The 11,709-nt window shown below is 68.7% G+C and carries 9 protein-coding genes and 1 pseudogene; 6 read left to right on the top strand and 4 right to left on the bottom strand.

The window, feature by feature from the left end:
* From parC to AC1DOC_RS06385, 4 genes and pseudogenes are all read right to left on the bottom strand, one after another.
* Positions 1–2,317: pseudogene (parC, locus tag AC1DOC_RS06400) on the bottom strand (DNA topoisomerase IV subunit A); the annotation flags it as partial.
* Positions 2,318–2,363: 46 nt separating this feature from the next.
* Positions 2,364–3,485, bottom strand: a complete 1,122-nt coding sequence (locus tag AC1DOC_RS06395; protein WP_478084168.1) for a Kelch repeat-containing protein — start codon at positions 3,483–3,485, stop codon at positions 2,364–2,366.
* A 43-nt stretch (positions 3,486–3,528) separates the two neighbouring features.
* On the bottom strand, positions 3,529–4,416 hold the full coding sequence (locus AC1DOC_RS06390) for a lytic transglycosylase domain-containing protein (protein ID WP_012748524.1): 888 nt from the start codon (positions 4,414–4,416) through the stop codon (positions 3,529–3,531).
* A 26-nt stretch (positions 4,417–4,442) separates the two neighbouring features.
* Positions 4,443–6,440, bottom strand: coding sequence for a DNA topoisomerase IV subunit B (locus tag AC1DOC_RS06385; protein WP_012748525.1), 1,998 nt, complete (start codon positions 6,438–6,440; stop codon positions 4,443–4,445).
* A gap of 178 nt (positions 6,441–6,618) precedes the next feature.
* Between AC1DOC_RS06385 and AC1DOC_RS06380 the strand changes: the two genes are divergently transcribed.
* From AC1DOC_RS06380 to AC1DOC_RS06355, 6 genes are all read left to right on the top strand, one after another.
* On the top strand, positions 6,619–7,842 hold the full coding sequence (locus AC1DOC_RS06380) for an MFS transporter (protein ID WP_478129556.1): 1,224 nt from the start codon (positions 6,619–6,621) through the stop codon (positions 7,840–7,842).
* Positions 7,843–7,865: 23 nt separating this feature from the next.
* On the top strand, positions 7,866–8,006 hold the full coding sequence (locus tag AC1DOC_RS06375; RefSeq protein WP_418145645.1) for a hypothetical protein: 141 nt from the start codon (positions 7,866–7,868) through the stop codon (positions 8,004–8,006).
* A gap of 8 nt (positions 8,007–8,014) precedes the next feature.
* On the top strand, positions 8,015–8,584 hold the full coding sequence (locus tag AC1DOC_RS06370) for a class I SAM-dependent methyltransferase (RefSeq protein WP_478079867.1): 570 nt from the start codon (positions 8,015–8,017) through the stop codon (positions 8,582–8,584).
* A gap of 43 nt (positions 8,585–8,627) precedes the next feature.
* Positions 8,628–9,554: a 4-hydroxy-tetrahydrodipicolinate synthase gene (gene dapA, locus AC1DOC_RS06365; RefSeq protein WP_370880727.1), complete on the top strand. Its 927-nt coding sequence runs from the start codon at positions 8,628–8,630 to the stop codon at positions 9,552–9,554.
* Between the two features lie 145 nt (positions 9,555–9,699).
* On the top strand, positions 9,700–10,794 hold the full coding sequence (gene bamC / locus AC1DOC_RS06360) for an outer membrane protein assembly factor BamC (protein ID WP_012748530.1): 1,095 nt from the start codon (positions 9,700–9,702) through the stop codon (positions 10,792–10,794).
* A 5-nt stretch (positions 10,795–10,799) separates the two neighbouring features.
* Complete coding sequence (locus AC1DOC_RS06355) at positions 10,800–11,576, top strand: MBL fold metallo-hydrolase (RefSeq protein WP_478079866.1); 777 nt, start codon at positions 10,800–10,802, stop codon at positions 11,574–11,576.
* Positions 11,577–11,709 lie beyond the last annotated feature (133 nt).

Genomic DNA, 11,709 nt, shown 5'->3' with positions numbered 1-11,709 from the left:
ACGATGCTCGTCGGCTTGAAGCCGAGGTCGGCCGCCTTGCCCTTGCGCGCTCGGCTGCCGCGCGCATTGTTGAGCGTGCGGATTTCCAGGGTTTCATCGCGCTCCTTGCCGCCGCGGCCGATGCCTTCGATCTTCACGCTGCGCGTGTAGGCCGCGGCACCCGCCAGCGTGTCCTTGGCGTCGAGGTCGATCAGCGTGAGCCCACGGCCGCCCTTGGGCAGGCTCTTGAGCTCGGCGATGTCGAAGGTCAGGATGCGGCCGCCGGTCGAGGCGCAGGCCACGTGCGTGGCGGCCGGCATCGGCTCGGCGCCGCTCGCGCCGCCCACCAGGGACGGGCGGCACAGCTGCTCGCCCTCGCCCACGTCGATGAAGGCCTTGCCGCCGCGCTGGCGCGACATCATGTTCTCGACGGTGGCAATGAAGCCATAGCCGCCGGTGTTGGCCAGCAGCACGCTGGCGCCCACCGGACCCGCGAAGAAGTGCGTGACGTGCGTGCCGGCATCGAGCTCGATGAGCGTGGTCACGGGCTGGCCGTCGCCGCGCGCGCCGGGCAGCGAGGCCACGGGCACGGTGTAGACGCGCACGCTCTTGTCCTTGGCCGAGCCGAACACCAGCAGCGTGTCGACGCTGCGGCATTCGAAGGCGCCGTAGAGCGTGTCGCCGGACTTGAAGCTGTATTCGGGCGCAGTGCCTCCGTTGCCGGCGGCCTTCTCGCTCGCCCAGCCCTTCTGCGCGCGGACCCAGCCCTTCTGCGAGACGATCACGGTCACGGGCTCGTCGACCACCTTCACTTCGGCCACGGCGCGCTTCTCGGCCTGGATCAGCGTGCGGCGCGGGTCTTCGAAGGTCTTGGCATCGGCCTCGATTTCCTTCACCAGCAGGCGGCGCAGCGCGGCCGGGCTGCCGAGGATGTCTTCGAGCTTTTTCTGCTCGTCGCGCAGGCCCTTGAGCTCCTGTTCGATCTTGATGGCTTCGAGCCGCGCGAGCTGGCGCAGGCGGATTTCAAGGATGTCCTCGGCCTGCCGCTCGCTGAGAGTGAAGCGCGCGATGAGCGCGGCCTTCGGGTCCTCGGCCGCGCGGATGATCGCGATCACCTCGTCGATGTTGAGCAGCACCAGCTGCCGCCCCTCGAGGATGTGGATGCGGTCCATCACCTTGTTCAGGCGGAACCGCGAGCGCTTCTCGACGGTGACCTCGCGGAACGCGATCCACTCGTTGAGCATCTGGCGCAGCGACTTCTGCGTGGGCTTGCCGTCGATGCCCCGTCCTGGCTGATGCGCGAGGTCTTGGGCTCGAACACCAGGCGCACCGCGGCGTCCTTGCTGGACTCGTCGCGCACCACGTCGAGCACCGAGAGCATCGCGGCCTTGAGCTGGGTCTGGTCGGCGGAGAGCGCCTTCTTGCCGGCCTTGACCTTCGGATTGGTGATTTCCTCGATTTCCTCGAGCACCTTCTGCGTGCTGACGCCCGGCGGCAGCTCGTTGACCACCAGCTGCCACTGGCCGCGCGCGAGGTCCTCGATCTTCCAGCGCGCGCGCACCTTGAGCGAGCCGCGGCCGGTGCGGTAGGCGTCGGCGATGTCGGCCGGGCCGCTGATGATCTGCGCGCCGCCCGGGTAGTCGGGACCGGGCACGATCTGCAGCAGTTCCTCGTCGCTGAGCTTGCCGTTCGACTTGATCAGCGCCACGCAGGCATCGGCAATCTCGCGCAGGTTGTGGCTCGGGATCTCGGTGGCCAGGCCGACCGCGATGCCGCTCGCGCCGTTGAGCAGCGTGAAGGGCAGCCGCGCGGGCAGAAGGCGCGGCTCCTCGGTGCTGCCGTCGTAGTTGGGGATGAAGTCGACCGTGCCTTCGTCGATCTCGTCGAGCAGCAGGCTGGTGATGCGGGCCAGGCGCGCCTCGGTGTAGCGCATGGCCGCGGCGCCGTCGCCGTCGCGGCTGCCGAAGTTGCCCTGGCCGTCGACCAGGGGATAGCGCTGCGAAAAATCCTGCGCCATGCGCACCAGCGCGTCGTAGGCGGCCTGGTCGCTGTGCGRGTGGAAGCGGCCGAGCACGTCGCCGACCACGCGCGCGCTCTTGACCGGCTTGGCGCCCACGGTGCCGTTGGCGCCGCCGAAGCCCAGGCCCATGCGCGACATCGAATACAGGATGCGCCGCTGCACCGGCTTCTGGCCGTCGGACACGTCGGGCAGTGCGCGGCCCTTGACCACGCTGAGCGCGTATTCGAGGTAGGCGGTCTGTGCGTAGTCGGCCAGTGTGAGGGTGGTGTCGCCGTCGGTGGGACCCTGGAGATCGAGCGGAGGTTGGGAGTCGTCCATGGAGAAGAGAGAAAGAGAAACAGTTGCGGGCCGTGCGCTTGCGCGTTCAGCCTAGTGTGAAAGCCTCGTGCACTGCGGACTGCACGGCGCCGCCGAGCACCGCGCCGCCGCCGGCCACGTAGATCCAGTCGCCGATCACCGCGGCGCCCACCGCATGGCGCGGCGTGGGCATCGGCGCATGGCGCTGCCAGCTGTCGGCCACGGGATCGTAGCTCTCCATCTGGCCGAACACCCTGGCCTGGCGCGGCACGCCGCCCACCAGGAAGCCGCCCTCCCCGCCCATCGCGAAGAAGCGGCCGCGGTACACCACGAGGCCGTGGCCCGAGCGCGCCGTGGGCAGCGGCGCACGCAGCTCCCAGGTGTCGCGCGCAGGCAGGTAGACGTGGTGCAGGTCGGTGTTGTATTCGAAGGTGTTGAAGCGCCCGCCGATCACGTGGATCTGGCCGCCGTGCGCCACGCAGCCCACGTGATCGCGCGCACCGGGCAGCGGCTTGGCGGAGGACCAGCGGTCCGCCTTGGGGTCGTAGACCTCGTGCCAGCCCACGCTCGAGCGTTCGGCGGCAGGCTCGGAGGCGCCGCCGATCAGGTGCAGCACGCCGCCCTGCATCACCGCGGCCGCGGCGCCGCGCGGTCGTGGCAGCGGTGCGATGGCGCTCCAGCGGTTGGCCGCGATCTCGTAGACGTAGGCGTTGGTGTCGGAGCGGCGGTTCTGCTCGACGAACCCGCCCAGGGCGTAGATCCGGTCGCCATCGGCCGCCACCGCCACGTGGTTGGCGCCGCGCGGCAGCGGTGCGCCGTCGAGCCAGCGGTCGGCCTTGGGGTCGTAGATGTGGTGGTAGTCGCGGTTGACCGCGCCCTCGCCATAGCCGCCGACCACGTGCATGCGCCCTTGCGCCGCGGCGGCCCAGGCCATCTCGCTGCGCGGAATGGGCAAGGCCGCGCGCTGCTCCCAGCGCCCCTGCGGGCCGGCCGGTGCGGGGCTGTCGGTGACGCGCTGTGCTTCCTGCTCGGGCGTCATGTGGTGCGGAACGCCGCCCTGCAGCCGCGCATAGGGCTCCTTCGACGAAGGCGCCGGCGGCAGCGTGTCGTGCGTGGCCGCGTGCTGCGCGCGCGCGGCACCGGCCACCGCGCAGGCGGCGGTCGCAAGGACGAAGCTTCGGCGGTGCATGAAGAAGGGCTCCTTCATCGGCGGAGAAAGACGGGGCGGGCCATCAGGACACCGGCGCGTCCGAGCCGCTGTCCGGCACCGCCGATGGCTCGGGCGCATCGGGCATGGCCGGCATGGCGCCCGGCGAGCCGGGCGGCATGTTGCCGCGGCCCAGGGCGCCGCCCTTGGGCACCGTGAGTTCCATGCGGATGCGCCCCGGCGCCTTGCCGCCGCGCGCGCCGCCGCCCGCCATGGCCGAGCCCCCGGCCGACGGCTTGAGGTAGGCGTAGAGCTGCAGCACGGTCTGCACGTAGTTCTGCGTTTCCTTGTAGTTGGGGATCTTGTTGCCCGCACGCTGCACCGCGCCCTCGCCCGCGTTGTAGGCAGCGAGCGCCAGCTCGATCTGGCCTGGGAACATCGCGATCAGGTCGCGCAGGTAGCGCGAGCCCGCGGCAATGTTGATGCGCGGGTCGAACAGCTTCTTCTCGATGGTGCTGCGCTTGTCGGCTGCGACGCCATAGCGCTGCGCGGTGGCCGGCATGAGCTGCATGAGCCCCATCGCGCCCTTGGGCGAAACGGCCTGGGCATCGAAGCCCGATTCGGTGGCGATCAGCGCCTGCAGCAATTCGTAGTCGATCGAATGCTTGTTCGACGCATCGCGCAGCGCGGCCTTGGCGGTCTTGTAGCTTGGCGAGGCCTCGAACAGCGCCAGCAGGGTCTGCGAGGCCTGCGGCACCTTTCCATCGAGCTTGCGCCCGCCGCGCGCGAACGGCGCCAGGCCCTGCGCGGTGTCGAAGCTCTGGCCGCGGCGAAAGAAGACCTGGTAGCGCTCGTCGATCTTTTCCGACGCGAAGTGCGCCACGCCCTTGCTGTCGATGTACCCGTAGACGTCAGCGGCGTGCGCGAGCCCCTGCTGCGCGCACAGCAGCAGGGCCAGGAGCAACGGACGCATGAAATCTGGAATTTTCACGAGGGTGGTCAAACATCGATGTCGACATCGTCGGCGCGCAGTTCCATCAGTTCGCGCCGGGCGGCTGCCTCGCCCTTGCCCATGAGCTTGGTGATCTCGCCCTGGGTGGAGCTGAAGTCGAAGCGCCCCAATTGCACCTTCATCAGGCGCCGGGTATCGGGATTGAGCGTGGTTTCCCACAATTGTTCCGCGCTCATTTCGCCCAGGCCCTTGAAGCGGCTGATGCTCCAGGCGCCTTCGCGCACGCCATCTTTACGCAATTTGTCGAGCGTGGCCGTGAGTTCGCCCTCGTCGAGCGCATAGACCTTGGAGGCCGGCTTCTTGCCGCGCGCAGGCGCATCGACGCGGAACAGCGGCGGCTTTGCGACATACACGTGGCCGGCTTCGATGAGTTTCGGAAAGTGGCGGAAGAACAGCGTGAGCAGCAGCACCTGGATGTGCGAGCCGTCCACGTCGGCATCCGAGAGGATGCAGATCTTGCCGTAGCGCAGGCCGCTCATGTCGGGCGAATCGGTGGGGCCGTGCGGATCGACGCCCACGGCCACCGAGATGTCGTGGATTTCGGTGTTGGCGAACAGCCGGTCGCGCTCCACTTCCCAGGTGTTGAGCACCTTGCCGCGCAGCGGCAGGATGGCCTGGCTTTCCTTGTCGCGGCCCATCTTGGCGCTGCCGCCGGCGGAGTCGCCCTCGACCAGGAAGACTTCGTTGTGGCTGATGTCCTTGCTCTCGCAATCGGTCAGCTTGCCGGGCAGCACGGCCACGCCGGAGCCCTTGCGCTTCTCGACCTTCTGGCCGGCGCGCTGGCGCGTCTGCGCGGCCTTGATGGCCAGTTCGGCGAGCCTGCGGCCGTAGTCGACGTGCTGGTTGAGCCAGAGCTCGAGCGCCGGACGCACGAAGCTCGACACCAGGCGCACGGCATCGCGCGAATTGAGGCGTTCCTTGATCTGGCCCTGGAACTGGGGGTCGAGCACCTTGGCGCTCAGCACGTACGAGGCGCGTGCGAAGACGTCCTCGGGCAGCAGCTTCACGCCCTTGGGCAGCAGCGAGTGCAGCTCGATGAAGCCCTTCACCGCGGTGAACAGGCCGTCGCGCAGGCCGCTCTCGTGCGTGCCGCCGGCGCTGGTGGGAATCAGGTTGACGTAGCTCTCGCGCACCGGCTGGCCATCTTCGGTGAAGGCCACGCACCAGTCGGCGCCCTCGCCCTCGGCGAAGTTGTCGGCGTTCTTGTCGGCGTGGCCGCTGCCTTCGAACAGCGGGATCACGGGGTCGCCGTTGAGCGTCTGCATCAGGTAGTCGCTCAGGCCGCCCTTGTAGAGCCACTGCTGGGTTTCCTTGGTCTTCTCGACCGTGAGCGTGACGCTCACGCCCGGCATCAGCACGGCCTTGCTGCGCAAGAGGTGGGTGAGCTCGGCCATCGGCAGCGCGGCGGTCTCGAAATACTTGGCGTCGGGCCAGGCGCGCACGGTGGTGCCCTGCTTGCGCTCGCCGGCTTCGAGCTTGCGCACCTGCAGCGGCTCGATCACGTCGCCGCCGCTGAAGGCCAGCCTGGCGACCGAGCCTTCGCGGTGGGTCGTGACTTCGAGCCGCTTGGACAGCGCATTGGTCACCGACACGCCCACGCCGTGCAGGCCGCCCGAGAAGCTGTAGGCGCCGCCCGAGCCCTTGTCGAACTTGCCGCCGGCGTGCAGCCGGGTGTACACGAGCTCGACCACCGGGGCCTTTTCTTCGGGGTGCAGGCCGAAGGGAATGCCGCGGCCGTCGTCCTCGACGCTGACCGAGTTGTCGGCATGCAGCGTGACCTTGATCTTCTTGCCGTGGCCCGCCAGCGCCTCGTCAGCGGCGTTGTCGAGCACTTCCTGGATGACGTGCAGCGGGTTGTCGGTCCGGGTGTACATGCCCGGGCGCTGCTTCACGGGCTCCAGGCCCTTGAGCACGCGGATGGAGCCTTCCGAGTACCCGGAGGACGCGGACGATGAACTGGGGGGAGTCTTGGGGGGAGTCGCCATGGGGGCGGATTGTAGTCAGTCGCCGCCAAACAACTGGATACCCATACAGGCACGCGGCGCGTTCACGGCAGGGCGCGGGCTTTGATGCGTGCTGCGCATCAAAGCCGGCGCCACAAATCATCAATGGCCTTGGCCGCCAGCGCACCTGCCAAAGTGGCCAGTCGCTACATTCGACGCCATGCAAGCCTCTTCCCCCACTCTCTCGATCAAGCAGGTGCTGATCTGCGGCGCCATGATCGTCACGCTCTCCATGGGCATCCGCCACGGCTTCGGCCTCTGGCTGCAGCCGATCACGCAGGCGCAGGACTGGAGCCGCCAGACCTTCTCGTTCGCGCTGGCCGTGCAGAACCTGTCGTGGGGCATCTTCGGCGYGTTCGCGGGCATGGTGGCGGATCGCTTCGGCGCCTTCCGGGTGCTGATCGCCGGCACGGCCTTCTATGCGCTGGGCCTGCTGGGCATGGCGTATTCGCCCACGCCGCTGCTGTTCACGCTGAGCGCCGGCGTGCTGATCGGCGCGGCGCAGGCCGGCACCACCTATGCGGTCGTCTACGGCGTGATCGGGCGCCAGATCCCGGCCGAGCGGCGCTCCTGGGCCATGGGCGTGGCGGCGGCGGCCGGCTCGTTCGGGCAGTTCCTGCTGGCGCCGATCGAGGGGCTCTTGATCAGGCAGCTGGGCTGGCAGAGCGCGCTCGCGGCGGTGGCGATGCTGGCGCTGGTGATCATGCCGCTGGCCTTCGGCCTGCGCGAACCGCAGCGCGGCGCGCTCGCCGGGCACCGCGACCAGTCGGTGCTGCAGGCGGTGGGCGAGGCCTTCCGCTACCCGAGCTTCGGGCTGCTGATGGCGGGGTATTTCGTCTGCGGCTTCCAGCTCGCCTTCATCGGCATCCACATGCCGACCTACCTGCGCGACCAGCGCCTGCCGGCCGAGGTGGCGGGCTACGCGCTGGCGCTGATCGGGCTCTTCAACGTGTTCGGCACCTACACGGTCGGGCTGCTGGGCCAGAAGCTGGCCAAGCGCAAGATCCTGGCGGCCATCTACTTTGCGCGGGCGGTCTCGATCGCGCTGTTCCTCCTGGCGCCCATTTCGCCGCTCAGCGTGTACGTGTTCTCGGCGGCCATGGGCTTTCTCTGGCTGTCGACGGTACCCGCCACCAACGCGATCATCGCGGGCATCTTCGGCGTGGCGCACCTGTCGATGCTCAGCGGCTTCGTGTTCCTGAGCCACCAGGTCGGCTCGTTCATCGGCGTCTGGCTGGGCGGCTACCTGTACGACACCACGGGCAGCTACGACATCGTCTGGTACATCGCGATCGCGCTGGGCGTGTTCGCGGCGCTGATCAACCTGCCGGTGAAGGAAAGCGCCATCGCGCGCGGCGGCCGGCCGGCCGCCATGCCCGGCTGACCCTGGCCGTGGACAATGGCCCCATGACTCCGCAGATGCGCCACCACCTCCTGCATGCCGGCTGGCTGGTCGCCGCGCTGGCGGCGCTGGGCGGCGTCTTTGTGCTCTACGTGCACCCGGATTTCCTGGTCACGCTGGTCGACCAGGTCTGGTCCTGCTTCTGATGATTGCTATGAAAGATGTAGCGCCTTCGCATGGCGGAACCGCGCCGTCGGAATGGATCGTGCGGTGGTCGCACCTGCTCGCCCCTGGCGCCACCGTGCTCGACGTGGCTTGCGGCCATGGACGGCACATGGGGTGGTTCGCGGCGCGCGGGCATGCGGCGACGGGCGTGGACCGCTCGGCGGAAGCCGCCGAGGCCGCGGGCGCCTTCGGCCGCGTGCTGACCGCCGACATCGAGTCCGGCCCCTGGCCGTTCGCGGGCCAGGCCTTCGGCGCGGTGGTCGTCACCAACTACCTGTGGCGTCCGCGCATGGCGGACATCGTGGCCGCGGTCGCGCCCGGTGGCGTCCTGCTCTACGAAACCTTCGCGGCCGGCAACGAGACGGTGGGCAAGCCCTCGCGCCCCGACTTCCTGCTGCAGCCCGGCGAACTGCTGGCCGCATGCAAGGATTTGCGCGTGGTGGCCTACGAGGACGGCTTTGTTGCCGAACCGGCGCGCTTCGTGCAGCGCATCGCGGCCATCCGCGCCGGCGATGCCGACGCGGGCCAGCCCCCACGCCATCTGCTGCAGGGAAACTGAGCCCGCCGGGGCAGCCGTTTCCGGGAATGCCGGAGTCAGTAGAATCGGCGCTTTCGTCCACCCGACAGAGAGATTCCCCTTGGAGCAACTGACAGGCAGCATCGTCGCTCTCGCCACGCCGATGCACGACGACGGCAGTGTCGACTACCCCGCCCTTCGCCGGCTGATCGACTGGCACATCGACGAAGGCACCGATTGCCTCGGCGTGGTCGGCACCACCGGCGAATCGCCCACGGTCGACGTGGAAGAGCATTGCGAGATCATCCGCGTGGCGGTCGAGCAGGCCAAGGGCCGCGTGCCCGTGATGGCCGGCTGCGGCGCCAACTCGACCAAGGAAGCCATCGAGCTCGCCAAGTTCGCCAAGGGCGTGGGCGCCGATTCGCAGCTGCAGGTCGTGCCCTACTACAACAAGCCGACGCAGGAAGGCCAGTACCAGCACTTCAAGGCCATCGCCGAAGCCGTGGGCGACCTGCCCACCGTGCTGTACAACGTGCCGGGCCGCACCGTGGCCGATATGGCGCACGACACCGTGCTGCGCCTCGCGCAGGTGCCGGGCATCATCGGCATCAAGGAAGCCACCGGCAACATCGAGCGCGCGCAATGGCTCATCCGCGACCTGCCCAAGAACTTTGCCGTCTATTCGGGCGACGACCCCACTGCAGTCGCCCTCATGCTCTGCGGCGGCCAGGGCAACATCAGCGTCACGGCCAACATCGCGCCGCGCAAGATGCACGAGCTGTGCGTTGCGGCCATCGCAGGCGATGTACGCCGCGCGATGCAGATCCAGTTCGAGCTGATGCCGCTGCACCGCCACCTGTTCGTGGAGCCCAACCCGATCCCGCTGAAGTGGGCCATGTCCAGGCTCGGGCTGTGCGGCGGCGCATTGCGGCTGCCGCTCACCGAGCTGGCGGAAACGAACCGGCCCGTGGTCGAGGCTGCCTTGCGCGCCACCGGCCTGCTCAAGGGCTGATCCTCCCCGCTTTTCTTCCCGACACCTCCCATCGCTTTCCCCTGCCGCATCGAGGTTACGCAACCTTTTGCCTGAACCGTGCTCAGAGAGTGCGGGCAAAGCGGCCCACAGATTGACCGAACCCATTCCAACAAGGAAGACGACGTTGAAGAACCTTTCGCACATTTCGCGAGCTGCACTGCTGGCCACCCTCGTTGTCAGCCTCGCCGCCTGCTCCGTTCTCGAGAGCGACAAGATCGACTACAAGAGCGCCGGCAAGGCCCCCACGCTCGAAGTCCCGCCCGACCTGTCGCAGCTCTCGCGCGAGAACCGCTATGCGGTGCCGGGCGGTGCGGTCACGGCCAACGCCTACCAGGCCGGTGCCGCCAATGCGCCGGGCATTCCCACCGCGGTGGCCAACATCGGCGACGTGCGCATGGAGCGCTCGGGCACGCAGCGCTGGATCGTCATCAACCGCTCGCCCGACCAGCTCTGGGATCCGGTGAAGGACTTCTGGCAGGAAAGCGGCTTCCTCCTGACCACCGAGCAGCGCAACCTCGGCATCATGGAAACCGACTGGGCCGAGAACCGCGCCAAGCTGCCGCAGGACATCATCCGCGGCACGCTGGGCAAGCTGGTCGACTCGGTCTACTCGACCGGCGAGCTCGACCGCTTCCGCACGCGCCTGGAGCGCACGCCCACGGGCACCGAGATCTTCATCAGCCACCGCGGCATGCAGGAGGTCTACAACAACAGCCGCCAGGACCAGACCGTGTGGCAGCCGCGTCCGAGCGATCCTGAGCTCGAGACCGAGTTCCTGCGCCGCCTGATGGTCAAGCTCGGCGTGACGCAAGAGCAGTCGAAGATCCTGGCCGCCACCACCGCGCCCTCCAAGACCGCGACCGTCGCCAACGTGAGCGGCCAGCCGGTCGTGCAGATCAACGAAGGCTTCGACCGTGCATGGCGCCGCGTGGGCCTGGCGCTCGACCGCACCGGCTTCACCGTGGAAGACCGCGACCGCAGCGCCGGCATCTACTACGTGCGCTACGTGACCCCGAACCCCGACAAGAAGGAGCCCGGCTTCTTCGGCAAGCTGTTCGGCAGCTCCGAGAAGAACGAAGCACCGATCAAGTTCCGCATCCTCGTGAAGGGCGGCCAGGGCGAGAGCACCACGGTCTCGGTGCTGAACGCGAACGGCGCGCCCGAAACCTCGGCGAACGCGCAGCGCATCGTCCAGGTCATCGCGGACGACCTGAAGTAAGCCGCATGCTCCGCTTCCGAAGCCTCGGCAGCGGCAGCACGGGCAATGCCGCGCTGGTGGAATCCACCAGCGGCGGGCGCACTTCGCGGCTCCTGGTCGACTGCGGCTTCGGCCTGCGGCAACTCGATATTCGGCTTGCCAAGGCCGGCCTCGCGGCCAGCGACATCGACGCGGTCTTCATCACCCACGAGCACGGCGACCACATCGGCTGCGCCCACTCGCTGTCGCGGCGCAGCCGCATTCCCGTCTGGATGAGCGAAGGCACCTGGCTCGCCACCGGGGCCCGCGATTTCGAAGGCCGGCTCAACCTCGCGCGCGACGATGCCGAATTCGCGGTCGGCGACATCGCGGTGCGGCCCTTCACCGTGCCGCACGATGCGCGCGAGCCGCTGCAGCTTCGCTGCTCCGACGGCGCGCGCACGCTGGGCGTGCTGACCGACCTGGGCCATGCCACCGCGCATGTGCTGGCCCGCCTGAGCGGCGTGCATGCGCTGCTGCTCGAGTTCAACCACGACAGCGAACTGCTGGCCAATTCGGCCTATCCGGCCTTCCTGAAGCTGCGCGTTGGCGGCAGGCACGGACACCTGTCGAACGATGCGGCCGCGGAAATCGCACGCGCGGTGCGCCACGACGGCCTGCGCCACGTGGTCGCGGCCCATCTGAGCGAGCAGAACAACCGCCCCGACATCGTGCGGCGCCTGATGGCCGAAGCCCTCGGCGGGCACGAGGCCGAGATGCTCACGGCCAGCGCGTCGGAAGGCTCGCCCTGGCTGGACGTGTGATCGCGGCGCGGCGTTGTTCCGAGCCCCCATGCAAAAAGCCGCCACCAGGCGGCTTTTTGCTGGGTGAATGAACACCCGGGTTATTGCTTCGGCGCTTCGTTCTTCTTGGCGGCCTCGGTCGCGGCATTGGCGG

Source organism: Variovorax sp. 01T439_2 (assembly GCF_056398445.1).
The sequence above is the reverse complement of the archived record's forward strand: the minus strand, read 5'-3'. Positions and strand labels throughout refer to the sequence as shown.

Excerpts from the sequence above, each read along its gene's own strand:
- AC1DOC_RS06355 (WP_478079866.1), top strand. The coding sequence starts at position 10,800 with ATGCTCCGCTTCCGAAGCCTCGGCAGCGGCAGCACGGGCAATGCCGCG.
- AC1DOC_RS06385 (WP_012748525.1), bottom strand. The coding sequence starts at position 6,440 with ATGGCGACTCCCCCCAAGACTCCCCCCAGTTCATCGTCCGCGTCCTCC.
- AC1DOC_RS06390 (WP_012748524.1), bottom strand. The coding sequence starts at position 4,416 with ATGCGTCCGTTGCTCCTGGCCCTGCTGCTGTGCGCGCAGCAGGGGCTC.
- AC1DOC_RS06370 (WP_478079867.1), top strand. The coding sequence starts at position 8,015 with ATGAAAGATGTAGCGCCTTCGCATGGCGGAACCGCGCCGTCGGAATGG.
- AC1DOC_RS06395 (WP_478084168.1), bottom strand. The coding sequence starts at position 3,485 with ATGCACCGCCGAAGCTTCGTCCTTGCGACCGCCGCCTGCGCGGTGGCC.
- AC1DOC_RS06375 (WP_418145645.1), top strand. The coding sequence starts at position 7,866 with ATGACTCCGCAGATGCGCCACCACCTCCTGCATGCCGGCTGGCTGGTC.